Source organism: Vibrio sp. 10N.222.49.C12 (genome assembly GCF_041475025.1).
In the GTDB taxonomy this organism is placed as follows: Bacteria; Pseudomonadota; Gammaproteobacteria; order Enterobacterales; family Vibrionaceae; genus Vibrio; species Vibrio crassostreae_C.
Window position 1 is genome coordinate 1 of the sequence record NZ_JBFRVF010000033.1, and the last position, 26943, is coordinate 26943.

21 protein-coding genes and 2 pseudogenes are annotated in these 26943 nt (G+C 45.6%); 14 read left to right on the top strand and 9 right to left on the bottom strand.

The window, feature by feature from the left end:
* Positions 1-355: 355 nt before the first annotated feature.
* Both AB4583_RS11780 and AB4583_RS11785 read right to left on the bottom strand, forming a co-directional pair.
* Complete coding sequence (locus AB4583_RS11780; RefSeq protein WP_372117422.1) at positions 356-1477, bottom strand: lipase family alpha/beta hydrolase; 1122 nt, start codon at positions 1475-1477, stop codon at positions 356-358.
* Between the two features lie 285 nt (positions 1478-1762).
* A pseudogene (locus AB4583_RS11785) lies at positions 1763-3000 on the bottom strand (amidohydrolase family protein).
* 267 nt (positions 3001-3267) lie between these two features.
* Here AB4583_RS11785 and AB4583_RS11790 point away from each other — a divergent pair.
* Complete coding sequence (locus AB4583_RS11790) at positions 3268-3756, top strand: hypothetical protein (RefSeq protein ID WP_017068109.1); 489 nt, start codon at positions 3268-3270, stop codon at positions 3754-3756.
* A gap of 99 nt (positions 3757-3855) precedes the next feature.
* Here AB4583_RS11790 and AB4583_RS11795 read toward each other — a convergent pair whose 3' ends face one another.
* The gene (locus AB4583_RS11795) at positions 3856-5604 is read right to left on the bottom strand and encodes an amidohydrolase (RefSeq protein ID WP_372117425.1); all 1749 of its coding nucleotides are present in this window, start codon (positions 5602-5604) and stop codon (positions 3856-3858) included.
* A 320-nt stretch (positions 5605-5924) separates the two neighbouring features.
* On the opposite strand from AB4583_RS11795, the gene AB4583_RS11800 reads away from it, so the two are divergent.
* On the top strand, positions 5925-6443 hold the full coding sequence (locus tag AB4583_RS11800; protein WP_017060193.1) for a lipocalin family protein: 519 nt from the start codon (positions 5925-5927) through the stop codon (positions 6441-6443).
* A 94-nt stretch (positions 6444-6537) separates the two neighbouring features.
* Here the strand turns inward: AB4583_RS11800 and AB4583_RS11805 are convergent, their stop codons facing one another.
* Positions 6538-7152 carry a TetR/AcrR family transcriptional regulator gene (locus AB4583_RS11805; protein ID WP_102393158.1) on the bottom strand — a complete coding sequence of 205 codons (615 nt, stop codon included), beginning with the start codon at positions 7150-7152 and terminating at the stop codon, positions 6538-6540.
* Positions 7153-7388: 236 nt separating this feature from the next.
* Between AB4583_RS11805 and AB4583_RS11810 the strand changes: the two genes are divergently transcribed.
* The 7 genes from AB4583_RS11810 to cyoE all read left to right on the top strand — a co-directional run bounded on the left by AB4583_RS11810 (position 7389) and on the right by cyoE (position 17061).
* Entirely contained in the window at positions 7389-8501 is a 1113-nt protein-coding gene (locus AB4583_RS11810) for an efflux RND transporter periplasmic adaptor subunit (RefSeq protein ID WP_372117429.1), read from the top strand.
* 8 nt (positions 8502-8509) lie between these two features.
* Positions 8510-11608, top strand: coding sequence for an efflux RND transporter permease subunit (locus AB4583_RS11815; protein ID WP_372117433.1), 3099 nt, complete (start codon positions 8510-8512; stop codon positions 11606-11608).
* A gap of 676 nt (positions 11609-12284) precedes the next feature.
* Positions 12285-13181 carry a ubiquinol oxidase subunit II gene (gene cyoA / locus AB4583_RS11820; RefSeq protein ID WP_081326284.1) on the top strand — a complete coding sequence of 299 codons (897 nt, stop codon included), beginning with the start codon at positions 12285-12287 and terminating at the stop codon, positions 13179-13181.
* 5 nt (positions 13182-13186) lie between these two features.
* Complete coding sequence (gene cyoB, locus AB4583_RS11825; RefSeq protein WP_372117436.1) at positions 13187-15262, top strand: cytochrome o ubiquinol oxidase subunit I; 2076 nt, start codon at positions 13187-13189, stop codon at positions 15260-15262.
* A complete protein-coding gene (gene cyoC, locus AB4583_RS11830) occupies positions 15234-15869 on the top strand; it encodes a cytochrome o ubiquinol oxidase subunit III (RefSeq protein ID WP_161748744.1) in 636 nt (211 codons plus the stop codon). The genes cyoB and cyoC overlap by 29 nt, the downstream gene beginning before the upstream one ends.
* Entirely contained in the window at positions 15869-16180 is a 312-nt protein-coding gene (gene cyoD / locus AB4583_RS11835) for a cytochrome o ubiquinol oxidase subunit IV (RefSeq protein WP_010439794.1), read from the top strand. Before cyoC ends, cyoD begins: the two co-directional genes overlap by 1 nt.
* Before the next feature lie 8 nt (positions 16181-16188).
* Complete coding sequence (gene cyoE, locus AB4583_RS11840; RefSeq protein ID WP_372117485.1) at positions 16189-17061, top strand: heme o synthase; 873 nt, start codon at positions 16189-16191, stop codon at positions 17059-17061.
* A gap of 77 nt (positions 17062-17138) precedes the next feature.
* On the opposite strand, the gene AB4583_RS11845 is transcribed toward cyoE, so the two are convergent.
* The 4 genes from AB4583_RS11845 to AB4583_RS11860 all read right to left on the bottom strand — a co-directional run bounded on the left by AB4583_RS11845 (position 17139) and on the right by AB4583_RS11860 (position 21670).
* Entirely contained in the window at positions 17139-17627 is a 489-nt protein-coding gene (locus AB4583_RS11845; protein WP_017060200.1) for a hypothetical protein, read from the bottom strand.
* Positions 17628-17782: 155 nt separating this feature from the next.
* Positions 17783-19759, bottom strand: a complete 1977-nt coding sequence (locus AB4583_RS11850; RefSeq protein ID WP_372117440.1) for an alkyl sulfatase dimerization domain-containing protein — start codon at positions 19757-19759, stop codon at positions 17783-17785.
* A gap of 310 nt (positions 19760-20069) precedes the next feature.
* Positions 20070-21059 carry an efflux RND transporter periplasmic adaptor subunit gene (locus AB4583_RS11855; RefSeq protein ID WP_372052041.1) on the bottom strand — a complete coding sequence of 330 codons (990 nt, stop codon included), beginning with the start codon at positions 21057-21059 and terminating at the stop codon, positions 20070-20072.
* Positions 21059-21670, bottom strand: coding sequence for a magnesium transporter (locus AB4583_RS11860; RefSeq protein WP_261885514.1), 612 nt, complete (start codon positions 21668-21670; stop codon positions 21059-21061). Before AB4583_RS11860 ends, AB4583_RS11855 begins: the two co-directional genes overlap by 1 nt.
* Positions 21671-22443: 773 nt before the next feature.
* On the opposite strand from AB4583_RS11860, the gene AB4583_RS11865 reads away from it, so the two are divergent.
* The 5 genes and pseudogenes from AB4583_RS11865 to AB4583_RS11885 form a co-directional block, all read left to right on the top strand.
* On the top strand, positions 22444-23379 hold the full coding sequence (locus AB4583_RS11865; RefSeq protein WP_102394217.1) for a LysR family transcriptional regulator: 936 nt from the start codon (positions 22444-22446) through the stop codon (positions 23377-23379).
* 203 nt (positions 23380-23582) lie between these two features.
* A complete protein-coding gene (gene gloA / locus AB4583_RS11870) occupies positions 23583-23960 on the top strand; it encodes a lactoylglutathione lyase (protein ID WP_017066787.1) in 378 nt (125 codons plus the stop codon).
* Positions 23961-23974: 14 nt separating this feature from the next.
* Positions 23975-25072 (top strand): alkene reductase, encoded by a 1098-nt coding sequence (locus AB4583_RS11875; RefSeq protein WP_372073118.1) that lies wholly within the window; start codon positions 23975-23977, stop codon positions 25070-25072.
* A 110-nt stretch (positions 25073-25182) separates the two neighbouring features.
* Positions 25183-26049 (top strand): DMT family transporter, encoded by an 867-nt coding sequence (locus tag AB4583_RS11880; RefSeq protein ID WP_372117446.1) that lies wholly within the window; start codon positions 25183-25185, stop codon positions 26047-26049.
* Between the two features lie 42 nt (positions 26050-26091).
* Positions 26092-26208: pseudogene (locus tag AB4583_RS11885) on the top strand (cytochrome c); the annotation flags it as partial.
* 130 nt (positions 26209-26338) lie between these two features.
* On the opposite strand, the gene AB4583_RS11890 reads toward AB4583_RS11885, so the two are convergent.
* Positions 26339-26833, bottom strand: coding sequence for a peptidylprolyl isomerase (locus AB4583_RS11890; RefSeq protein ID WP_017060208.1), 495 nt, complete (start codon positions 26831-26833; stop codon positions 26339-26341).
* Between the last annotated feature and the right edge of the window lie 110 nt (positions 26834-26943).

Below are 26943 nucleotides of genomic sequence, written 5' to 3' on the forward strand. Positions count from 1 at the left end.
ACCTCCCTCGGTAATCACACCTACTAAAAATCCCCTCCTAGCCTCCCCTTAATCAGTATCTACAATCCATTGTGGTTCGTAGAAAGGGGAGGAACTGAATACAGATCGTTACATGTGCAGTTACACATTCAGCGCTAAAGAAGGTTCTCCCCCTCGGTCGTCAATCTAGAGGGGGGATAAACTTAATTGGAGGGGGAGTTAGAGGGGGTGGGTGTTCGAAATCAGCCCGAACGCACAGGATATCAATGCTCTCAATTCAGAAAAACATTACGCTTCACCCAAAAGATTGGAATGCCTAAGCGTTCCAATTTTAATATCTGATTTACCTACGCCGCCTAGTGCACCGAATCATAAATCAATGTGCTTCTTCAGCTCTTAACCAAAACTCGGACAGGTCTTCAAAAAGGTCATCGTTATCTAAGATGCTCAAATGGGTTTCGTTGTAGCCGAGGATTTGTGACGCGTGGAGTTGGGCTGGGCGCGACAATTGGCTTGATAAATTGATCACACCATCGTTGCTGTTGGTATTAAATAGGTCGCCCGAGTTATAACCAAAGGCTAAAAAGTGGGGAATGTGAATCTTACTGCTGTCAATTAATAAGTCAGCGATAAATTTCCCGTCTGGATTTAAATCAGCCCATGCCGGCATTACTACGGGAGAGTACTCGACCCCTTGTTTAGCAGACTCGACACCACCAAACGGCGAAGATATGGTGGCTACGCTGCTTACAAAATCGCATAGCTGCCCAATACGGCACTGGCGAAGACTGTTGGTGGCGACAAGCCCGCCCATACTATGTGCCACAACATGTAATTGTTGGATTTTGTATTCCGTTAACACCGTGTGCATGAGGTTATTCAGGCCTTTGGAGTTCAAAGCCAGAGACAAGCCTGAAGGATAGTTAAAGACCCAGATCTGATATTTAGATTGGTCGACTTTTTCAATCAGTGGGGCAAAATCTAACGCAGTGGCGTTGATGCCATGCACAAACAAGATCGGGATTTTGTTTGGGTCGAACTCTGACAGAAAGTAGAGCCTAGCGTTATCTTCGAGCAAAAAGGTCAGCGGCTGCCACATGCCGAGTTTGCCATTTTTTCTGTCAAAAGGTGGAGCTTCCAAGCTCACGACTGTGCCTATGTCGATCAAATCCAATTCGATTTTTAACAGTGAAGGTAGTGAACGATCAACAAACGCTCTTGGGGCTTCACTCTCATTAACCGTTAGTGAGACTTCTATTGTTGATCTGTCTTGGTGATCACGTAGGTTGATTACACTGAAAGCTTCATCGGCTTGTAGGGTAAGGTCTTGATTCTTATCTTCAAAGATAAGTAGGTAGTGGATGTTATTCGATACATGTAAGTGAATACTGTCACTGTCTATGATGCCATCGTAGCCATCAACCTCGCCTTTGTTAATGTCTTTGATTTGTTCAATCACCACGGCAGAACCGGAGGCATGTTGATTCAAGGTAACCATGTATTGATTGGTTATGGAGTCGATGGCTTGTATCTCATTAGATAGATTTCTAAAGTTACCGCACCTGACAGCAGTGAACTGAGTAATAGCACTGTGCTGATTAAGCGTGCAGTAAGTAATAGCTTCATTCTAATTTCATCCTTATCCCACCCCGATTTATCCATAAATCAATAACCTGAGTTTAATAGTAGCAATAAAACAGCGCTTAATAAAAAGGCAAGCAAACGACTATAAAGTTCGCTTGCTTGCCTGAGAGGTTTCATTACTTAGTGAGTATATTGAACACTAAAGCGTGTTTTTATATACCTTGCCGTCTTTCATGATCAGTTTTTGTGTCTCTGTGTTTGCCACACAAGCAACACTTTCCAGTGGGTTGCCATCGATGATCAATAAGTCGGCATACACGCCTTCAACGATCTGACCTAACTTGCCTTCTTGGTATGGGTGTTGGTAGGTCGACATTTCGAACAAGCGACCACAGTTTGATGTCGCCATGCGAAGCGCGGTGATGGTATCGAATACTTGCTCAATCGCACCAAGTTCATTCAATTGTGTCGCGTGAACGTTGGTTTCACCCACACAGTCAGTGCCAAAATCGATGTTCTGGATGTCGTATTTCTTAATCAATTCTGCCGACTTGAACATGGCTTTACCCACGCGCTCTGTTTTGCGATATGTCTCTTCGTTTGGCAGTGGGATCTTACGCTCTGCAATCAATGAAGAGGTAAAGTAAGACGGGATCACCCAGATATCTTTCTCTTTAATTATCTCGGCAATGTCGTCGTCCATGATAGTCGCATGTTCGAATGACATCACGCCCGCTTCAGCGGCTCGGCGCAGCGACATAAGTGCCGTAATCTGAAGCGGCATCAACCGCAGCTTTCATCTCTTCAGATGTGAACTGCAATGTGTCTAGCGGATCAAACGTTGAAGATGCGCCACCACCCGCCATGATCTTGATTTGGGATGCGCCCATAAATAGCTGTTCGCGAACCGCTTTTAAGACTTCTGAACGACCATCTGCCACTTTCATTGCGCCAAGCTTCCTCATAGGTGAGTCTTCATGGCCGTTTGCTAAACGCTCTTGTGCTTGGTTTTGACGGTAATCGGAGTGACCACAGGTTTGTGAGATAGCTGCCATTGAAGGCAGAATACGTGGGCCAGTGGCATAGCCGTTGTCGATACTGGTTTTTAAGGCCAAGCGTGTTACCTGCTACATCACGAATGGTGGTAAAGCCACGCATTAACATCTCTTCAGAAATCTTTGCTGAGCGAATCGCCACTTCTTCACGCGTCATGGTATCAATGACATTGAATGGTGCAGATAAAGTGATATGAACGTGCGCATCAATCAGGCCTGACATGACCGTGCCACCTTGAGCATCAATCGTTTCATCGGCAATCGTTGGGTCAATCTCTCCAATCTGAGTGATCAAGTTATCTTCGATGAGGATTGATACGTTCTCGATTAAGTTGTTATCAACACCGTTAAATACGTTCGCGTTAGTGATTAGTTTTTTCATAATCTGCACCTTTTGGAAATGAGTGTGTGTCGCTGATGGAGTCATCTTATGGGGCGCAGCATTTGAAGAATGGCCATTTGGTGACAGTGGTGAATTGGGCGTGTTTTTGCTATTGCTATAAGAGAGGCAAAGGGGATTTTTGTCGAATCATTAATTTGAGGAATGAATGTTGGCGATGTCATGAAATGGTAAGTTTTGCTTCGATTCGAACGCTAAGATGTATTTCAAATCAAGGCGACTTATCAAATTAGATTAGAGAGAGACAGAATGACTAAATCAGACAAAGTTTACGGGTTCAACACACCACAACGTCTATTCGTAGGTTACACGTTAGCCGTGCTGGTGGACTTAGTAGTGCTTAACTTCTTCGATGAGTACTGGGACTTCGTCAACATTGAGTCTTTCACTATCTCTTTGATTGCGGCGTTGTTGTTGCAGCTATTATTGAAGCTCTCTATTGGTTTAGAGCACAAGATTGCTGAACACTTCAAAAGCAAGCCGGGCACTGCACCTAAGGTGTACCGAGCAATCACCACTTACATTATCTTGGTGGGCTCAAAATTCGTGATGCTAGAAGCGATTAACCTTCTGTTCGGAGATAAGGTGAGTTTTACAGGACCTTGGGGCGGCGTGGTTGCTTTCTTCGCTGTGGTATTTACGATTCTGGTTGCTGAAGTGATTGTATCGAAGATCTACTTTGCTCTGGATGACAAACAAGATTCACATGTGAAAGCGCTTAAAGAGACCAACGCGTAACAGAACTAAAATACAGATGTGAATAACAGACGAGCCAGTTGAATAAGCTGGCTCGTTTTCGTTTGAGTTGCGATAACCAATTCGATACGCGAATTGGCGCTATTTTTCGTAAACCACGTTCCCGCGTAACACCGTCATCAACACCTGAGTTTTGGCGATTTGTCTTGCTGACACTGTGGTGATGTCGCGGTCGAGAATGGCGAAGTCAGCGGATTTTCCTACCTCAATAGAACCTGTTACGTCTTCAATCCCAAGACTTTTGGCGGCATTGAGCGTGTAAGCGTCGATGGCGGTATAGATATCGGTTAGGCCGGTTTTGCCCATGATTAAGCTGTTCGCGATGCCGACCAATGGGTTGATGTCGTGTACGTTCCAATCACTGCTTAAGGTGATATTGGCGTCGGTCTTGAGTATTGCATCGAGGTTCATCATGGCTTTGGCACGGCGAGCACCAAGGAAAGCTTCGGCCCATTGGTGTTGATGCCTTGCAACGTAATCAGAGCCAACTTGGAAATCTGCAGTTACATCTAACTGGCGAAAGCGTGGCACATCTTCATCATTGATTAATTCGACATGGGTTAGGGTGTAGGGTTTGGTTGAACCTTGTTTGCGAATACTTTCTATCGCATCAAGAGATTCACGAACCGCTCCATCACCAATCGCATGAATGTGGGCGCTAAAGCCGATTTTCTCGAGCGCAGTTAACCATTCTTTCATTTGTTCTGGCGGAATATAGTTCAAGCCATTAGGAGACTGGGGTAGATAAGTATCTAAGTAGGGCGCGAGTGTTTTGGCGGTGCCATTGATAAAGATGCCATCACTGTACATTTTCACCTGATCGACAAGTAACAGATGGCTTTTATCGTCGGAATGCATTTTCTCAAAGACTTCTAATTGAGAAGACATCACCATCGATGGGTACACCCAAGGGCGTAGTGATACTCGCGCCGTTAAGTCTTGATTTTGCTCGGCCTCTAGCCAAACGTCATACCAACCTCGTTTCCAATACATGCGACCGTCGCCAATGGTGGTGATGCCGTGGGTTGCCGCTTCCTCAAGCCCGAACATTAAGCCTTGGTAGCTTTGCTCAAACAGTTCACTTTGGCTATTCCAAGCCATCTCCATCACTTGATCGCCAGCATTGTCTAGCAAGATGCCATTGAGCTTGCTGCTGTCTTGGTCTTTTAAATAAACACCGCCTTGTGGGTCTGGAGATTGTTGGCTGATTCGAGCGATTTTTAGTGCTTTTGAGTTGACCCACATCGAGTGTGAAGTCTGCTCCATAAGCACCACGGGGCGATTAGGGAAGACACTGTCGATGATCTCTAGTGGCGTGTAGTCAGAGTCGCTATCGAGCGTCGCTTCCAAAGAAAAACCATAGCCCATAAGCCAACCTCTGCCATCGGTATCAGCATTGATCTTACACGCTTCTAAGTAGGGGATTTGCTCTTCTAACGTTGCTTCAGAGTCGAGTTCACAATTGCCACCCAGCTCTGAGGCGGCTTCAAACACATGGTTATGGTTATCAATAAATCCCGGAAGGACAAAGGCATTGTCTAAATCAATGACATCAGTGCTTTGCCCTTGAAAAGTTTGCGCCTGTGATTGGTTACCAATGAAGATGATCTTGCCTTTGTGGGTAACGATCGAGTCCGACTCACGATGCCCGTATATATCTGCATTGGTAAATATCTGGTCTGCACTTTGGCTTTGAACTGCTGTTTGTGTTTGAACTGCTGTTTGCGCTTGGACAACGGTGTTGGCTTGTGCAAGAACCGGCGCTGCGGCAGTTAAGCTTGCGAGTAATGCTATCCATGCAGTGCGTGGCAGAGTGAGCTTTTTGTTCATTATTATGTCTTCCATGTTCCACTGTTTAATAAGTATAGAAAGCGAGTGGCGAGAATCATATCGTGAATTTTTAATAATAAAGTGTCCTTGGTTGCTCTCTTGTTTGAATGTAATTCCAGTGCCTTTTGAGGTGGTTGTGGGAATACAGCTCGTCAATAAAGGATTGCGAATCCATTCGCAGACTAAACAATTCACATAAGGTTCTGAATAAATTACAGTTAAGTGAGCTATAAAAATGGATTTAACGTATTACCAAGGATGTAAGTTTATGTTTTCAAGAGACTTACTCGCATTACTAATAAAAACAAGTCGAGGTTAGGATGAAAAAAATATTATTGCTGCTTAGCGTGATCTTATTGGGTGGTTGTGTTGGCATGCCCGAAACGGTAAAGCCTGTTCAACAGTTTGAGTTGGAACGATACCTAGGGAAATGGTACGAAGTGGCTCGTTTGGATCACTCGTTTGAGCGTGGCTTAGACAACATCAGCGCTGAATACAGCCTTCGTGATGATGGCGGCGTGAAGGTGATTAACCGTGGTTATTCGGCGGAAGAAGGTGAGTGGAACGAAGCGGAAGGAAAAGCGTACTTCGTTGAGGGCTCTGAACAAGGCTATTTGAAAGTGTCTTTCTTTGGCCCTTTCTACGGCGCTTATGTCGTGTTTGAATTAGACAAAGAGGGCTACCAATACGCGTTTGTTTCTGGGCCCGACACTGATTACTTATGGCTACTCGCAAGAACGCCTGAAGTCGCACCAGAAGTGATGGAGAAGTTTAAAGCCATGTCGAAAGAGCGTGGCTTCAATACCGATGAGCTGATCGTTGTGGAACATACCCAATAAACCGATCGCTGTTATTGCTGAGAGTGACTGATGATTGATAAGGCACAGAGGATGAATTTCTCTGTGCCTTTTTTATTCAAAGATAGAGCTACAATTAACGAGGCTGGTTGCCGTTCAAGAATAGCGCGACACATTCGCGAGTGTAGTGAAGCCTTTCTTCTTCGGATTCTCCGCTATCGTGACCGAAGAATGACCAATACGCCGATTTGCCGTGAAACATCAGCAACAGTTGGCGTGCTGCAATGACTGGTGAGCTTGATGTCGACAGTGTGAGATCACCAGAGTCTATTTTCGACTGCAAATAATCAGCAAGTAATTTGGTGGTTTTCTGAGGCCCAGTTTCTAAATAGATAGAGGCGATCTCTGGGTGCGTGTTGGATTGGCTCACAGCATTTTGAAAGGTCTGTCTGGACTGCTCATCAAGTAACAAATCTTGAAACTTCACACCAAACTTCACCAATTCGTCTTCCAAAGTGGCATTCATATCAAAAGCAGAAGGGCTGAGTTCGCGCTCGGCACACTTAGTTTGCATGCAGGTTTCGAAAAGCTCGTCTTTGTTTTTAAAGTGAGAGTAGACCGTTTGCTTGGAAACGTTCGCTGCTTTGGCTATTTGATCCATATTGATCTTGAAGCCATGTTCAGAGAAAAGTTGGCTGGCTGCGGTTAAGATCTGCGATCTCTTCTGTTCACTCTTGATGATTTTTGTCACGTGCTTGCTTCTCGTTACTTGGTGTTGGGTCGTTACCTAGCTTGTCTCTTTGCTTAGTGCCTATTGATACTCCGCTATAGGTGTCTCATTTGGCGCTAAGCATTATGCTTTTTGTGATGGTTTTATCAAACACTAACCATGAAACTTATTTTTAACATAATCAAACTAGACAGTCTAGTTTGGTTTGGTTAGTCTAAAAAAAGAACATGATTGAGTACTGCATAGGAACAGTGAGTATGTATAAATTGATGAAGGGAAGTGCGGTGGCGTTGTCTCTATCGGCTTTTCTTGTTGGATGTGGCGAAAAGGAACAAGCCCAAGAGTCGGTTGATTCAACCGCTGAAACGGCTTCGAGCGTCCAAACCATTTTAACTGTAGAAACGATGGCCTTGGCGCTGTCTTCCTCTTATGCAGTGCAGCGTGAATATGTGGGTGTGGTTAAGGCGGGTCAGCAGGCCAATTTAGGTTTCGAGTTGGCCGGAAAAGTAAATGCGATTTTAGTGGATGTCGGTGACACAGTAACCGAAGGTCAACCGTTAATCCGGTTAGATACTCAATTGCTGCAGACTGAATCTAGCCAATTGAAAGCACAAGCCGAAGAAGTGAAAGCTCAACTGAGTCTTGTGGCCGCGAACTTAAAGCGTCAGCGCTCATTGAAAGCAAAAGGCTTCAGTGCTGAGGCGGAAATTGATTCGTTAACCAGTGAACAGCGCGTATTGCAGGCGAACTTGTTGCGCATCGATGCATCGGTAAAAGGCAACGAACTGAAATTGGTGAAGTCGACAGTGCTTGCGCCTTATTCTGGAACCATCGCGACGCGCTTTGTTTCGCTCGGAGATGTGGTGAATGTGGGTAATCCAACTCTTACACTGCTCGCTTCTGAGGGCAAAGAGGCCTTCATCGGTATTCCTGCTCACCAAATGCAAAAAGTCACCTCACTTTCTTCGCCTAACATCCGAGTTGGGAGAACAGATTATGCCGTGGAGCTATTGAATCCGGGCGCAATGGTTGACACACAGTCTCGCAGTGTCGGTTTGCGTTACTTGTTTCCAGAACAATCGTCGGTGTTAGAAGGGCAACTTGCCTATCTGAAATTTGATGAGCAGATTGATGACCAAGGCTACTGGGTGCCATTAACGGGTTTGATTGACGGCCTACGCGGTGTGTGGAACATCTTTGTGATTGGTGAAGACAACAAGGTCGAACGTCGAAGCGTTCAGGTGTTGTTTGCTAACAATCAACAAGCGTACGTAAGTGGGGCGATTGAAGACGGTGAACAGGTCATCGCCAGTGGTTTACATCGCTTAGTTCCGGGCCAAATCGTGAAACCAGTCAGTGCGGCTGAGTAGGTAATAGTATGAAAATAATAGAGACTATTTCCAACACTCGACTGCTTATCTTGATGACCGCGCTGCTGATGGTGAGTGGTATTTCGGCGTTCATGACGTTGCCACGTGCAGAAGACCCAGTAATCATCAACCGTTACGCGAACATCACAACCAGCTTCCCCGGCGCCAGTGCCGAGCGTGTTGAAACCTTGGTTACTGAGGTAATCGAGAACAAGCTGCGTGAGCTGAGTGAAGTTAAATTGGTGAGTTCAACCTCTAGGCCGAGCGTATCGATTGTCACGCTAGAATTGAATGACACCATCACCGAGCCAGAACCCGTCTGGTCCCAAGCTCGCGACAAGTTATCTGATATCGAATCCATTTTGCCTGCGGGTGCTCAATCGCCTGATCTCGATAGCGACCATACCTATGCTTTCACGACCATCGCATCTCTAACTTGGTCTGGTGCAGGCGAGCCTGATAGGTTAACGCTGGGCCGTTATGCCAAAGAGCTCGCCAAGCGACTAAGAACTTTGTCGGGTACTGAATTCGTTGATGAATACGGGATGCCGCAAGAAGAGATTCAAATCAGTTTACGTACGGCCGATGCCGCTGCTCTAGGGCGTTCAAGCGCCAATATCGCTGAATCGCTCGAAGGGGCAGACGCCAAGAACTCGGCGGGTGAACTGGTCAGTGCTTATTCTCGCTTTGGCTTAGAAATTAAATCTGAACTGGATTCCATTGAACGCATTAAGCAAGTGCCAATAGCCACTGATAGCAATGGTCACATCATCCGTATGGAAGACATTGCTTCTGTGAAACGTGGTGAGAAAACCCCACAAGACCAGATTGCCATTATTGATGGTGAGCCGGGTGTGATTGTCGCGGCAAGAATGCACCCTGATCTGCGAGTCGACAACTGGACGTCGCGAGCTAATGCTCTGATTGGTAAATTTGAGCAAGAGTTACCAAGTAACGTTAAGGTGACGGTGCTCTTTAATCAGCAAGGTTATACCGAAACTCGCTTAGACGATTTAGGCAAAAGCTTGATGATCGGTTTCGGTCTGATTTTGATTGTGTTGTTTGTCACTTTAGGCGTGCGTGCCGCGATCTTAGTCGCCATTTCTCTGCCGTTAACCTCATTATTGACCCTGTCGATCATGAAAATGACCGGTGTGCCGATTAACCAAATGTCGGTGACAGGCCTAATTGTGGCGCTCGGGATCATGGTTGATAACGCGGTGGTGATGGTCGATACCATTCAAGCTTATCGTTTGAAAGGACAACAGCGAGCTGAAGCGACCATGAATGCATTGAAGCATTTATGGGTGCCGTTATTAGGCTCAACCTTAACTACCGTGTTGGCGTTTGCCCCGATTATCTTGATGCCGGGAGCATCGGGTGAATTTGTCGGTGGTATTGCGATTACCGTTTCTTTCTCATTGATCGGCTCTTACATTATCTCGCACACCTTAATCGCAGGTTTAGCGACCAAGCTACTGCCGAAACAACTCAGTGATGTCGACAAGAAAGGGCAGCACCATTGGTACATGACGGGTTTGAGAATCCCGGCTTTGACGCGCTGGTTCTCGTCTTCTGTTCGCTTTGGCGTAACGCATCCAATCATCACGATTGCTTTGGTATTGTTGGTTCCGTTTACCGGTTACTGGAGTATGTCTCAGCTGACTGAGCAATTCTTCCCGCCATCAGATCGAGATATGTTCGAGATTCAGGTGTATATGCCGCCGCAAGCGAGTATTTACGCAACCAAAAACACCTCTGAAAAAATCGACGATATCATTCATCGTTACCCTGAAGTGGAGCGTATCGATTGGCTCGTGGGTGCAAACTTCCCATCCTTCTATTACAACCTGCAAGCAAGGCAAAATAATGCGCCATACTTCTCGCAAGCCATGGTGAAAACAGAGAACTTTGACCAAGCCAATACGCTAATTCCACAGTTGCAAAAGGTGTTGGATGAAGAGGTGCCGGAAGCACAAATCTTGGTACGTAAGCTTAACCAAGGGCCTCCATTTACCGCGCCCGTTGAACTGCGAGTGTATGGTGAAAACCTCGATACGTTGAAAGCGATTGGTGAGGATGTGCGATTGATTTTGGCGGGTGTTCCTCATGTGACGCACACAAGGGAAACCCTGCAACCAGGTACTCCGAAGGTGTGGTTGAAGGTTGATGAAGACACCGCAAAGCTGAATGGTATTTCATTGAACCAGTTCGCAGGTATGCTGCAAACTACTCTGACAGGTCGTGAAAGTGGCTCTGTGATTGAAGGCAGTGAGTCGGTACCAATCCGTGTTCGTGTGGCAGATGAGGCGCGTGAAAACTTGGTTCACTTAAGCAATATTCGTCTGCCAATCAGTTCTGATGTCTACTCAACAGGGATCAATGTTTCGACGCTGGCAGAACTGGAATTGACGACCAGTCGCGGTGCGATTACTCGTCGTAACGGGCAGCGTGTGAATACCATCGAGGGTTACATTGAAGCGGGTGTCTTACCTCAAACCGTACTTAATGAATTCCAAAAACGCTTAGCAAGCTATGAGATGCCATCGGGTTACACCATTGGTTTTGGTGGCGAATCAGCGGAGCGAGACAATTCAGTCAACAGCCTCATCTCGAATGTCGCAGTCGTGGTGGTATTGATGGTGCTGGTGGTGGTGATGTCATTCAACTCGTTCCGAATGAGCAGCATCATCTTCATGGTAGCAGGGTTGGCTGGTGGACTAGGGCTGTTGTCGGTATGGATCTTCGGTTATCCGTTCGGCTTTACGGTGATTATCGCGATGCTTGGGATTGCGGGCTTAGCGATTAACGCGGCCATTGTGATTTTGACCGAATTGAAACTCGATAAAGAGGCTTCCTCCGGGAATGTAGATGCAGTCGTTGAAGCTGTGATGTCGTGTACTCGCCATATCAGCTCAACCACGATAACGACTGTTGGCGGCTTTATGCCATTGATCATCGCTGGCGGTGGTTTCTGGCCTCCGTTTGCGGTCGCGATTGTGGGTGGTACTGTGTTAACCACGCTTATCTCGTTCTACTTTGTGCCGGTGGTTTATCATTTAATGACTAAAAACCAGCGTAAGAAAGTCGTCATAGCATCAGCATAATCCCTTTCTTAAGGACGATTACTCCTCTCCTTTGAGGGGAGTAATACCCACTTAAAACAGATAAAAATACTCATCAAATCGGCTTTTCAGGTCGATCTTTGACACTATTTTTCGGCACCTCACTGACATTATTGCGAATGAAAAGTAGTGTGTTATTCGAATATCTAATGGGTTTCTGATTGGAGCAATATCTTTTCTAAATACCATTAAAATCCTATGTGAATTCATAAATTTGATGTTCATCACGCTTTGTTTAATTCACGCTTTCTAATGTACCCAAACATCACTTCGCTTCATCATTGTTGCTCGCCGACTCTCCCGATTCTTACTCATCCCTTATCAGTGTTGGTTTTGCATGTGTAGCACGCCTATGTCGTGTAGCTAATTCCTTCTCTGTTTTCCATGTTTCACTTTCATAATTGGAAGGTTAGTTTCCAAGTTTGTTTGGTGAGCTTTCAATTTCGACTCCTCATAATGCGCCAAATGTAACAATGCATTTCAAAGTGTAACAATTAAGTCATATTTTTTGTGTGGTTTTAACCCAGCAGTAACGGGCTTTATTGCATTGCTTTTTGAGATGCGGCGTTTCACATGCTCAACACATAAATATTCTAATGATCATGACAACCAGTACTTAGGCATTCGTTCTGAGGCTGGATAACCATCGAGAAAGTTAATGGAAGCTTCAAGATATAAACGCATTTTATCGAGGACAAATTTGTCGAAGATTGGTTTGCTGGGAACCGTTCTGATGCTCGAAGGATGTAACTCCGCATTGCTCGACCCAAAAGGTAGCGTTGGCGTTCAGGAAAAAGAGCTGATTATCACGGCTCTGTTGCTGATGTTGATTGTCGTCATCCCAGTGATTCTGATGACCATCTACTTTGCTTACCGATACCGCGAGAGCAATACCACGGAAGAGTATGCACCTGACTGGGCACACTCAACCAAGATTGAAGTGGTGGTATGGACGATTCCAATCATCATCATCGCGATTCTAGCCACCATCACTTGGCGAACAACACACGAATTAGAGCCATCAAAGCCTCTGGAAAGTGATGTGCAACCTATGGTGATCGAAGTGGTCTCTCTGGACTGGAAGTGGCTGTTCATCTATCCGGAGCAAAACATTGCGACGGTTAACTATGTTGCGTTCCCGAAAGATGTACCGGTGACGTTTAAGCTAACTTCAGACAACATCATGAACGCGTTCTTTATCCCGCGTCTTGGTTCGCAGATCTACGCGATGCCGGGAATGGTGACCAAGTTGAATTTAATTGCAAACCACGAAGGTGACTTCAAAGGCTTTGCATCGAACTACAGTGGGAAAGGGTTCTCTCAGATGAAATTCACCGCATCGGCCATGCCTGATCAAGTGGCGTTTTTAAACTGGGTGGAGAAAGTGAAAGCAAGCCCTGATCGCATCGAAGATTGGGAGCAGTTCCGTTCATTGGCCGCGCCAAGTGTCGCTGAGCCTGTGACGCTGTTTTCAAGTATCCCACCATTTTTATTCACTGATGTCGTGACCCAGCACCCTGGTTCAATGAACTGTTTGCCGGAAACCCAAGGATAATCGTCATGTTTGGAAGATTAACTCTAGACTCAATTCCCTACCACGAGCCCATTATTTTGGTCACGTTAACCATGATCGCTTTAGTGGGCAGTTTAGTGGTGTACGCGGTAACCAAAGCCGGTAAGTGGCAATACCTTTGGAATGAATGGTTTACGTCGGTAGACCACAAAAAATTGGGCTTCATGTACATTGCTGTTGCGATGGTGATGTTAGTTCGTGGCTTTGCTGATGCGGTCATGATGCGTAGCCAGCAATTGCTTTCTGCAGCCGGTGAAACGGGCTATTTGCCGCCACATCACTACGACCAGATCTTCACGGCTCACGGCGTGATCATGATTTTCTTCGTAGCGATGCCTTTGGTTATCGGTTTGATGAACATCATCGTGCCGTTGCAAATCGGTGCTCGTGATGTTGCATTCCCTTACTTGAATAACCTGAGCTTCTGGCTGTTTGTGGTGGGTATTATCCTAACCAATATGTCACTGGGCTTAGGTGAGTTTGGCCGTACGGGTTGGTTGGCGTATCCGCCGCTTTCCGGCATTGAGGCAAGCCCGGGTGTGGGTGTCGATTATTGGATATGGGCGCTGCAAATATCCGGTGTGGGTACTACGCTAACGGGTGTGAACTTCTTTGCGACCATTTTGCGCATGCGTACTCCGTCTATGCCAATGATGAAGATGCCAGTATTCACTTGGGCATCTCTGTGTGCCAACATCCTGATCATCATCTCTTTCCCAATCCTAACGGTAACCATCGCGCTTCTGACGTTGGATAGATACATCGGCACGCACTTCTTCACCAACGACCTTGGTGGCAACGTGATGATGTATGTGAATCTGATTTGGGCATGGGGACACCCTGAGGTGTACATCCTAATCTTGCCTATCTTCGGTGTGTTCTCTGAAGTGACTGCAACCTTCTCTCGCAAAAAATTGTTTGGTTATACCTCACTGGTATGGGCAACGGTGGCGATCACTATTTTAGCGTTTGTGGTTTGGCTGCATCACTTCTTCACCATGGGTTCTGGCGCTAACGTGAATGCCTTCTTTGGCATCGCAACCATGATTATCTCTATCCCGACCGGGGTTAAGATCTTCAACTGGCTGTTCACCATGTACAAAGGTCGTATCCGTTTCACAACACCTATGTTGTGGACAGTTGGCTTCCTTATCACCTTCACCGTTGGTGGTATGACGGGCGTGTTAATGGCAGTACCGGGTGCAGACTTCATTCTGCATAACTCAGTATTCCTGATTGCGCATTTCCACAACGTAATCATCGGTGGCGTAGTGTTCGGTTGTTTCGCTGCGATTGGTTACTGGTTCCCGAAAGCGACCGGTTTCACTTTGAACGAGCTTTGGGGCAAACGCGCGTTCTACTGCTGGATCATCGGCTTCTTGATGGCGTTCTTGCCGCTTTACGCTCTAGGTTTTATGGGCATGACGCGACGTTTGAGCCAAGACATTAACCCTGAGTTCTTCCCACTATTGGCGGTTGCGGCTGCAGGTACGGGCGTGATTGCGATGGGTGTGGTGTGTCAGTTCGTTCAGATTTACGTGAGTGTTCGTGACCGCGACCAAAACCGAGATCTAACGGGTGACCCTTGGGGCGGACGTACATTCGAATGGGCGACATCGTCACCACCACCGTTCTATAACTTTGCAAAATTGCCTAAGGGCGATGAGATCGATTCGTTCTGGTATCAAAAGCAAAGTGGTGAGTTTGATCCAACTCAGGAAGAAGAATACGAACGTATTCACATGCCGAAGAACACACCGACAGGCATTTATGTGTCTACATGGGCGTTGGCATTTGGCTTCGCAATGATCTGGTACATCTGGTGGCTAGCGGCTGCAAGCTTAGTAGGCATCGTGGTGACGTGTATTCAACACAGCTACAACGACGATGTGGACTACTACGTGGAAGTTGAAGAGATCAAAGCGATTGAAGCGGCTCGACGTGCACAGCTTGCAGAAGCGAAGAAACAGTCAGTGAAAGGCGACCATTCTGGTCGTGGTAACAGCGCTGACACTGATAACAACGACAAAAAAGATGACTTGGAGACGACGTATGCAAGCTAATACTCCGTCACACACTTATGATCTTGCACACTCGCATGATCATCACCACGAAGCTGCGGGGAATAAGTTGTTTGGCTTCTGGGTTTACTTGATGAGTGACTGTGTCCTGTTTGCCACGCTTTTCGCGACGTATGCCGTGCTTGAGAGTGGATCAATTGCAGGGCCGACAGGTAAAGACATCTTTGAACTGCCGTTCGTGTTTGTCGAAACCATGATGCTGCTGTTCAGTAGCATCACCTTTGGTTTTGGCATGATTGCAATGAAGCGCAAAGACGTGACCGGACTGAAGCGATGGATCAAAGTGACTTTCGTATTGGGCTTAGCCTTTATCTGTATGGAAGTGTATGAGTTCTACCACTTGATTGCAGAAGGTTATGGTCCTCAAGAGAGTGCGTTCCTTTCAGCGTTCTTTACCTTGGTTGGTACACACGGTTTGCACGTAACGTTCGGTCTTATCTGGATGGCGGTGGCGTATCACCAACTTTCAACCAAAGGCTTGAACGACAACATGTCGATGCGTTTCCAGTGCTTAAGCCTGTTCTGGCATTTCCTTGATATCGTTTGGATTTGCGTATTTACCATCGTGTACTTAATGGGGGTGATGTAATGGAACAGCATCTAGACAGCGGTGCAACGGATTATGTGAAAGGTTTTATTGCGTCACTAATTCTGACCATTATTCCGTTCTACATTGTGTGGTCACATGCGCTACCAAGCACGGAAACTTACGTGATCTTGTTCGGTTGTGCGCTGGTGCAAATCTTTGTGCACTTTAAGTACTTCTTACATATGGAAGCGAAATCTTCCGATGGGCGTTGGAACTTGGTGTCATTGATGTTTACTGCCATTGTTGTATTGATTCTTATCGCTGGCTCGGTATGGATCATCTACAACATGAACGTCAACATGAAGTTGTAGGCCAAGGTATGCTGAAAAAATATTTGTCTATTACCAAACCGGGCATCATTTTCGGCAACCTGATTTCTGTTGCGGCGGGGTTCTTCCTCGCCGCAAAAACAGAACCAGCCAGTGCGATGTTGTTACTGACGACATTAGCGGGTGTAGGGCTTGTGATTGCATCAGGTTGTGTGGTCAACAACATCTTTGACCGAGATATTGACCAAAAAATGAAACGTACCCAGAACCGCGAATTGGTTCTGGGCAACATCAACACAGACGTCGCATTCATTTATGCGTTAGTCATGTTGTTGGTAGGCACGGCGCTGCTGTTTCAATTTGTTAATCCGATGTCTGCGGTTGTGGTGTTGCTTGGCTATGTGTTTTACGTCTTTTTCTACACCATGTGGTACAAGCGTAATTCGGTTTACGGCACCTTAGTGGGAAGCATCTCTGGCGCGGTTCCTCCATTGGTTGGTTACCTTGGCGTGACTAACTACCTGAGCTTAGAAGCCGTCCTATTGTTCATCATGTTCTGTTTATGGCAGATGCCACACTCGTATGCGATTGCGATGTTCCGCATTCAAGACTACCGCGATGCAGGCATTCCCGTTTTACCGGTGAAAGAGGGCGTCGACAAAGCACATCAACACATGAAAGCGTATGTGGTGGCGTTTGGAGCAGTTGCTCTGGGGTTATTTTTACTCGGAGAGGCAGGTTATGAATACCTAGCCGTGTCGGCAGCCGTTTGCTTTATGTGGACCAAAGTGACATTCCGTAAGGTTGATTGCGCCAACTACATCCAGTGGTCAAAGACGGTCTTTAAAGTCTCTTTGCTGGTGGTCATGAGCATCAGTGGTGTGCTAGGGCTCGAACTGATTCCGCTGCCTACGCTTTTTTGATTTAAGTTTGTCGTTGAACCCTCAATGTTCTGAAGTCCGAGGGTTTGACGACTTTTTATCTGTCCCGCTTTAAGCTATTACCCTTCAAAAATATCACTAAGCCAATCTTCAAGCTGCTCTCGTTTGTCTTGAGGGCCATTGATTACCACTAATCCATTCAGTGTCGCTTGATCCCAAGAGATCGTTCCGTTCGCTAATGCATCGAACACGTCGAGCTCTGTAATAAGCAATAAATCGTTCTCTGTCGGCAAAGTGTCTCTTCCTGAAATGTTCACGCCTTTTTCAATGCTGATTTGGCTGTAGTGACCTTTAATCGCTTCAAATAAGTTGAATTCAATCTTACTCGGATGCGCCTTTGCGAGTGCTGACTTTATCGAAAACAGTTTGAAATGATCCGGTTTATCTAGGTTTCCGAACTCGTCATCTTGCCTTGCTGTGATGACATTGCCAAATACCTCCAGTGAACCGGGCTCTGTCACTAAACTAAATCCGGTTTCTTGGTGTAATCCGCAAGCTAATACCAGAGAAGAACTGAGTGAAAGCAAAAGAACAAAACGTTTTAGCATGTGTGAACCTTAAAAGAAGCAGGGCAGTTTCCTTACTCCAACAATAGACCTAGATCGTTGAGTTAAGGTTGCGAACTGTACCAACAAATAAACGATAAAGGGACCACAATGGGTCCCTAAGTTATCGACTCGCCATCCTTAGCAGCCTTTGATTATTAGCGAACGATGAGCATGATCTCTTCTGGAGTTATTGGCTTATCGAAGTAGCTCATGAATTGACCGAAGCCTTTGATGTCGCCATTCGAGAACTTGAATGCACCAGACTGTAGGTTAGTACCAATCACTTGTTGAGCGTTTGGACCCGCAATCAATATTTGGTTCAGTACGGCACGAGTAGTGTCGATTTGAACGTCTGCACCTTTCACTGCTTCTTCGTGTAACTGAGCAATACCGTTACGGATTTCGATAGTGAATGCTTCGTTCGTATCAGAGAAGTTGTACGTTAGCATCATGTTTACGTCTAAAGAGTTTTCTGCGATAAGCGTTGAGGTCATCATGTCGAAGATCTGCTTGCTTGGTAGCGCAGTAAGAACGTCAACAGAAGCGAAGCTGATCATATTAGAGAAGTCACGCTTGTTCTCAAGTTCAGCAGCAGCGTTAAGTGCCCAGTTACGCCAGTTGATGTTCACTTGGTCAGCAGCCCATGCTTTGTAAGCTTGTGCTTTCATTTCGCGAGCTTCCATATCTTGCTTGTTTACCGTGATCGGGTAAGAAAGAATTTCTGCTGCAAATGTGTAATTTTCTGCCTTAATTGCTGCTTGTGCAGTCGTAAGGATGTTGTCACGACCGCCCATGATCTCTACGAATGCTTTAGCGCGTTGCTCGTAAGCCATTGGCTCTAGCTGCCATGGATCCGCTTCGAAGAAACCGTTGTAACCTACGTAAATCTGACGCACGGCGTGTGCAACAGTACCGTAGTGTTCACCTAACCAAGGGTGTTCTGCAAGGTGCTTAGGAAGTTTAACTACTTCGACTAGCTCGTCTGGCGTCATACCTTTGTTCATGTAACGGATAGTTTGATCATGAGTGTATTGAATCGTATCACGGTAAGCCGTTAGTACGTCAGCTACTGCTTCTTTACCTTCAACAGGACGACCGTGAGAGTTAATCATGATCTCAGTGTCGAACTTACGCATTACGTCGATGCCCTTGAACCACATTGATGGGTCACGGAATTTAGTACCACGGATGGTGTGAAGGTTAGGGAAGTTCTCACCTTGAAGTACTTCAGCTGCGTGCAGGATTTTCTGCTCTGGGAAGTAAACCACTAACTCATCTTTAGTTTCAGATGGCACGTTCTCGATGTGCATTTTCACGCCAGCAATTTCGATTTCGATGTGGCTTTGGCTTGGTACAAGCAGGTTTGGTTCAATGAACGAGATAGCACCTTGCATGAAGCGTGGACCAAGGCCATCGTTTACTGTGCCGTGCTCGCCTTCTTCTACGTGCTTAGCGCCTGTGTAAGAAGTACGGTGACCAAATAGAGTACCTAGGTTTGAAGACCAGTTAGCCACTGCCGCGGTTAGGCCTTCTTCTGCGATGATTTTCACTTCACCTGATGCTACTTCTTCATCAGTCACCCATGCACGCACACCAGAGATGTGGTCGATGTGGTTGTGAGAATAGATGATGGCTTTAACCGGCTTGTCTGTGATTTGACGGAACTGTTCTTTAACCGATTGAGCCATTTCTACCGACTCGCCTGGATCAACAATGATGATGCCGTCCGTACCTTCAATCATGACGGGTGTATCTAGACCGAAACCGTAACCAAGATATACGTTGTCATCTACTTTGATGATTGCTTGGTCCATTTTACGACCATGCTTGGTGAGGATTGGGTGAACATGGTCAGACTCAGCAGTGTAAGCTAGAGAATCGCCTGTTTTAGAAACAACTTGAATACGTTCGCCTTTTCCCCAGAACATGTTTGATTTGTGTTCGAATAGAACCTCGCTCTTGTAGCGAGCATCAAGATCAATGTTTTGGTATTGCGCAGCATTTGCCGTCTGAAGTTCTTGGCCGACTTTCGATGTCGCTTCTACAGTTGGCGTTGCAGATGCAAAACCAGAAGCAAGTAGAGTGCTCGCAATAGCAACAGGAAGCGCCATTTTTTTGAATGTATTAGTCATGGTAGTGACCTTATATTTGGATACAGGAATTGGATTTCTTGAGCCAAATGATAGAGGTGGGGGAGGTCGCTATCTACGCGCTAATAATATTTCAATCTATCGTTTTTTCGATGATTTGTTTGATAAACGATTGTATTGGCGATTAATTTTGATCTAAATCAATTAGTAAATGAGCTTGCAACAGATACAAAAATGCCCTGAAATTCAGGGCATTTGTTTTACAATTAGTCGCTAGTTCATGAGTGGCTGTGATACGAGTGAATAACAGCCAAATCATTGAATATTTAATTGCTTATCAAGAGCTAATCGTTTACCAAGCACCTAAGTATGACTTGTAAGATTGTAGGCGAACCGTTGCTGCACCGATTACATCGATGAAGCCCCAGAACGGATGTGGCTTCTCAGCTGAGATCCAAGCCGCGCCAGTTGAACCAATAGGGATGTTGTAACCTTCTGGTTCAATGATCTCAAGTACGATAGTACGACCTAAACCATTGCCGTTTCTTACCACGTGTTGACCGACGCTTTGTGGCCCCTGAAGTGGAGAAATACTCGACTCACCGGTACCGGCATTAAAGCTGTGTACTTTTGCTCGGAACACGTGGCCTGGGTATGCATCAACGAAGAACTCAGCGAAGTCTCCTACTTGAACATAGCCATAAGTTTGGTCTGAAATACGCATCTCAAGAAACTTTTTGCTGGTGTTGTAGAGGTGCATATTACCCATGACAGAACCTTCAGCAATGTTCACTATCGATACCTGACCGTCAAACTCAGCTTTAATGGTTTTCTTCTCTTGCGCCCAATTTACTTTTTGTAGATCGGCTTTTAGCGACACAAGTTCAGCGTGCAGTACTCGAAGATCTGAGTCGTACTTTTCTACGTCACGCATATTGAAGATTTCAGGTGACGTTTCAGCACGCTCTAAGTCGCGATTCATTTGCTTGATCTCTTCTTCTTTCTGAACAATTGAAGATTCGATCTTTGCTTTGTCTGCGGCTGAGTCAATGTCGACGAGTGTGTAAATTACGTCGCCTTCTTTAACCATTTGGTTGTGTTCAACAAGCACTTGGTCGATCTGCTGGCCAAAGATCGGTGACATTACCGCGTGTGGTGCTTTCACTGTGGTTGAGTTGGTTAGATCAACGGGTGCCCACAAGCGAGAGATTACCGCTAATACCGCAAGAATCGTTACGCCACCAATGGCAGCCCATGTGTAGTTCTTGAAGTTCTTCTTAAGTGCGCCTGTCGCAAACAGTGACCATACAATTAGGATGTATGGAATCATCATCTCTTTCATTATGCGACCTCTTTTTCTGTAGCGGATGGTGTTGTTGGAGTCTTTTCTTCTGAAGCCTGTTCTTTTGAAGATTGCTCTACTGAAGACGGCTCTGTTACCGGTTGTTCAGGTGATACGTGGACTGCGGCTGTCTCTGTATTGGTCGCGTCTTGTTTAGGCTGAACACCACGGCGAATCACATCACTCAGTGATTGACCAATATGTTTCCAGTTCGCCAATGCGATAACCAATGCGATAACCCAGAATGTTTTGCTGATGAAGAGTCCGCAAAGTGACAGTGCAAACACGATTTGAACGTGAGCGCTTTTGTGCTCTTTTGCTTTATGCACACCCAGTTCATGCAACTGCCACATGCCGTAAACACCGGCTAATACCACAGCAATTGTCACTGAGAACAAGTAGCCAGAGAAGTACTCCATCTGGAAGAAGTTCATCATCATTTCATTGGGATGATTGTTGAATTGAGACATGTCGATGTCTTTAGAATGGATTGTGCCTAATGGTGCAAGAGCCCATGCTCCCGCAAACATCACTGCCATAAACAGGCAGAATTTAATCAAGACCATCACAACGGCCCAGATTTTCTGGAAAACGATTTTTATAAAGTTCATATCTCAACCTAAATAAGGAGAGAGAAAGTGCAGCCTTGGTACAAGACTTTTAGAAGACATCTGAAAGAGGTGTTGAACTCACGTAACCGTATAGACCTACTGAGTCAAAAGTACTAGATGACAATTAAAAATCGCTTTGACCACGTAGACAACGCATTCTCGCGAATAGAGTGTTAAAAACACCTGGCGAAATCATTCTTAAGTAACGTCTACCATTGATAGGTTCGTTTGCTGCATTGGGTTTTAAGGCCGTCTTCCGTGATGTGTGCAACACCATCATCTACACATTTTTAGGTTTTCTGTTTAGGTTAAGAATTGATTTGTTGGCGAAATAATAGGAAGTGTAACTGGTGCTATCTACGCATTATTGCGATATTGAATTATCGTAATTACGATGAATTGAGTGGTTGCTTAAACGTGAGGTGGGTTTATTTGAACAGGTTCAAACTCGGCTTATAAAATATGTCTATTTAATTAGCCTGGATCATAGAAGTGGCTATGAAAGTATCAATAAGGCAGGACGGAAATATTGAATACTCCGACCAGTCTAGGGTGAGTTTGGGTGGATTAAGCGTTACTGGCACAGCGAAGAGATTTAGATTCCAATCTGGCGAATGTGGCAGCTATTCGAAAGAGTGAGTTGTTCTGACATTTTTGCTCTTTACCATATGATGCTTCCTTCTCAGTTTTGTTTTCTCAATGAGCATCCGTTGTTTTATTCTATCGCTTTTACGATAAGATAATTAAATCTATCGCCAAATGAGCACTGAATCATGAGTAATGACATTCCGAATTTTAACTTATTGGCTGTGTTTTCAGCGGTGATGGAGCAGGGCAGTTTGAGTAAGGCTGCCGATCATTTGAATACCAATCAATCGACGATCAGCACTGCGCTCGGCCGACTGAAAAATGAAATTGGCCAAGAGTTGTTTGTGCGCAGTGGGCGAGGGGTTGTGCCTACTGCTTACTCGCAAAGCTTGTATGAGCAAATCAAAGCGCCAATACACGAGCTCAACGGCGTGTTTCAAGGTATGGCTGGGTTTGATGAAGCGAGTACAGAGCGCAGGTTTGTGGCTTCGGTTCCCGAACATTTAAAGTGGATGTTGCTCGATCGATTTTCTCAGTTATCTAACCAAGGCTTATCTCTTGAGGTGTATGACCAACCAGATAGTGATGATCAAGTCCATGAGGATCTATTAACTCAGAAGTTTGATTTGATGATCGACATTGTGTTGCCTGAGCATTCAAGCATGATGAGCGAAAAGCTCTACGACAGTGAGTTTGTGATTGTTTGCCGAAATGGGCACCCTAGGATCAAAGGTGAGATCACCGAGGCGCAATATCTCAGTGAGCAACATGCGGTTTTAGCCAGAACACGTCGCCAAGTAAGAAGTTTGACTCACTACACTTCGTTAGACTTATCCTCGCGTAAAATTGTAATTCACGGCAGCTCTATGGCCAGTAACCTAATGCTGTGTAGCCAGACTGATTACATCACTGTTGTGCCGCTTTCTATGGCGATCCAGTATCAGGAACGTCTTGGGTTACAGTTGTTCAAACCGCCTTTCGATTATCAGCCTATCTCTCATTACCTCATTTGGTTGAAAAAACAGAACACCGATCCGGCACATAAGTGGTTGAGAGAGCAGATCATCAATACGACTAATGACATGTCTAAATCACTAAACAGTTGGCGCTCCGCTTTCTGATCGTCGCCCTATCTTTTGTTTGCCAAATATCTTCTTAACAAATCACTTGTATTAAGTGAGTTATAATAAAAAATTATCACAATGAGAATTTATGATAATTTCATTTATTTGCTGTCAGCTCGTATATTAACCCTAACAAAGAAGTGGGTAACCTCCACTCACGATTATATCGGCTCAGGTTGCTGGGCTAAAAAGGGCGAAATATGAAATTCCTACACACAATGATCCGAGTTACTGATTTAGACAAGTCTATCGAGTTCTACACCAAGGTATTGGGAATGAAGGAACTTGAACGCCACGAAAACAAAGAGTACCGCTACACATTGGTTTTTGTTGGCTATGAGCAAGGCGGCACGACTATCGAGCTAACGTACAACTGGGATACGAATGAGTACGAGATGGGCAGCGCGTTTGGTCATCTGGCATTGGGTGTAGAAGATATTTACGCAGCATGTGACAAAATCAAATCGCTAGGTGGCAACGTCACTCGCGAAGCGGGTCCAGTGAAAGGCGGCTCAACTCATATCGCTTTTATTACTGACCCAGACGGCTACCAAATCGAACTGATTCAACTAGGTTAATCGAGGATATAACAATGACAAACGCACTATTTCAACCAATTCAACTTGGTAATATCGAGCTTAAAAACCGTATTGTTATGCCACCGATGACGCGTTCTCGCGCAACGCAACCTGGTAATTCAGCAAACGATATGATGGCGGCTTACTACGCTCAGCGTGCTTCTGCAGGTTTGATTATTGCTGAAGGCACACAAATTTCACCTATGGGTCAAGGCTATGCTTGGACTCCGGGTATCTATTCTGATGAGCAGATCGCTGGTTGGAAAAAAGTGACTGATGCCGTACATGAAAAAGAGGGCGTTATCTTCGCTCAACTTTGGCATGTAGGCCGTGTAACACACCCAGACAACATTGGTGGTGAACAGCCAATCTCGTCTTCTGCACTTAAAGCACAAAACGTAAAGGTATTCATCGATAACGGTACTGATGAACCGGGCTTTGTTGATGTGGTTGAACCTCGTGAAATGACGAAACAAGACATCAAAGAGGTGGTTGAACAGTATCGCCAAGCGGCTTTGAATGCGGTTGAAGCAGGCTTTGATGGTATCGAACTTCACGCAGCGAATGGTTACTTAATCAACCAATTCATCGATTCTGAAGCAAACAACCGCACTGACGAATACGGTGGTTCAATTGAAAACCGTTTACGTTTCCTAGGCGAAGTGGTTGAAGCTATGGTTGAAGCGATTGGTGCTGACCGTGTTGGTGTCCGCCTTGCTCCGTTCACATCGTTGAATGGTACGGTTGACGCTACACCAGTAGAGACTTACACAGCTGCTGCAGCACTACTTAACCTATACAAAATTGTTTACCTGCACATTGCAGAAGTTGATTGGGACGATGCACCTGAAACGCCAAAAGCATTTAAAGCGGCAGTTCGTGAAGCTTACGATGGTGTCCTTATTTATGCGGGTAAATACGATAGCGAGCGTGGCGAAAAAGCCGTTGCTGAAGGCGTAACTGACATGGTTGGCTTTGGTCGTCCATTCGTTGCGAACCCAGATTTACCAGCTCGTATTCAAAATGGTTACCCACTTGCAGCGCACGATCCAAACACATTGTTCGGTGGTGCTGAAAAAGGTTTAACGGATTACCCAGAATACGCAGGCTAAAAACAGCTGCCTGAAGCAGAGTATTGAGATAGTATCTCGCTCCTGTTGAATGTTTATAAAAAGCAACCTTGCAGAGTCGGGTTGCTTTTTTTGTTATTGGACTAAGTAAAATGATGAACGTGAAAGCGATGCGCGGAGAGCTTTACCTTCTATTTGCCACCCTGCTAGCTGGGGTGGGATGGATTGCATCTAAGCTGGTGGTATTAGAAATGCCTGGGCCGGTGTTCATTGGTGTGCGATTCCTCGTCGCGAGTTTTATTCTTCTGCCATTTTGTATTCACCATATTCGTAAGCTTTCGCTTAAGCAGATTCTGTCTCTTTGCGGCGTGGGTCTGTTGTTGTCTGCCTCATTGCAGGTATGGGTGTTTGCGGTTTCAGTGACGGAAAGCTTGTCGGAAGGGGCATTCATCATGAGCTTAGCCATGATCATTGCACCGTTTGTGTCTTGGACTTTGTTTCGAGTTAAGCCTAATCGTGCGTTTTGGATGTCTTTCCCGATCGCGATTATTGGCATGCTTCTGCTGACTCTGGGCAACGGCTGGCATGTTGAGCAAAGTCAGATTTACTTCTTGTTAGCATCGATGTTGTTGTCCGTGCACTTTGTGATGAACAAGCGTGTGATTACCAATATCAAGCCTATCGCATCAATCTGTGTGCAACTGTTTGTGGTGGGGGTGAGTGGTTTAGCCTTTGCTTCTATGACTGCTCAGCCGGAGTTCGAAATCACCAAAACCTTAGTCTTCTGGTTTATTGTCTCTGCGGTGATCGCAACGTCTATTCGTTACTTGCTACAAACGGTCGGTCAGCACTCCGTGAACATGGAAGTGGCGGCATTGATCATGATTCTTGAGCCTGTGTGGACGCTGCTGTTAAGTGTGAGTGTGCTTGGCGAAAGTGTAGAGATGCAGAAGCTGCTCGGTGGGGCGGTGATCATTGCTTCACTATTTTGCTATATCAAATGGTCGAGACGAAAATAAAACACTCGGCGCAAGGCCGAGTGTGGGTTGTTCTTCAAGTGCTTTTCTGAGCCTTATCAGGCGAGTGTTGAACAAGACTTGTCGAGTGCAGAGCAAGGGTTAAATTCTGCGAATAAGACGTGCAAAGGGTGTCACCGTACTTATCGTTCTCGCTGGTAACTATTCTAACAACGAGCTTTGAATACAGGTGGTAAAGTCGAACCCTTACCACCATAGTCCTATCGCACAGCCTTCTTTTCTTTATGCCATCAATTCGAATGCACTAGGGGCGGGAAAGGACGTGAATGAATTAGTCGCGAATAGTGACTTTTGTAATCACAATATCTTCGCAAGGCACATCTTCGTGTCCCCAGCGAATGGTTGTTGGTGCTTTCGCAATTTTGTTTACCACATCCATACCTGCTGAAACCTTACCGAATACCGCGTAACCCCAGCCAGCATTGGTTGTTGAGGTGTGATCTAGGAAATCGTTGTCATCAAGGTTGATGAAGAACTGCGCCGTTGCAGAATGTGGTGCATCAGTCCGAGCCATTGCCACAGAACCAATCACATTCTTCAAACCACGGTTTGCTTCGTTGACGATTGGGGCGCGAGTTGGTTTTTCTGTCATGTCGATAGTGTGACCACCACCTTGAATCATGAAACCTTCAATAACACGGTGAAATGTCGTGCCTTCGTAGAAACCGTCTTGGCAGTATTTAAGGAAGTTTTTCGACGTTACTGGCGCTTTTTCAAGGTTCAGTTCAATCTCGATATCGCCAAAGTTGGTGGTGAAAGTAATCATAGGGTTACCTAAAGTTGAAGTTTTACTGAGTCGTAATGACGAAAGTGGGTTGCAGTATAGGGAAAATAACAGCGGATACCAGTGATGGTTTTATTGTGGTTGAATTCTCA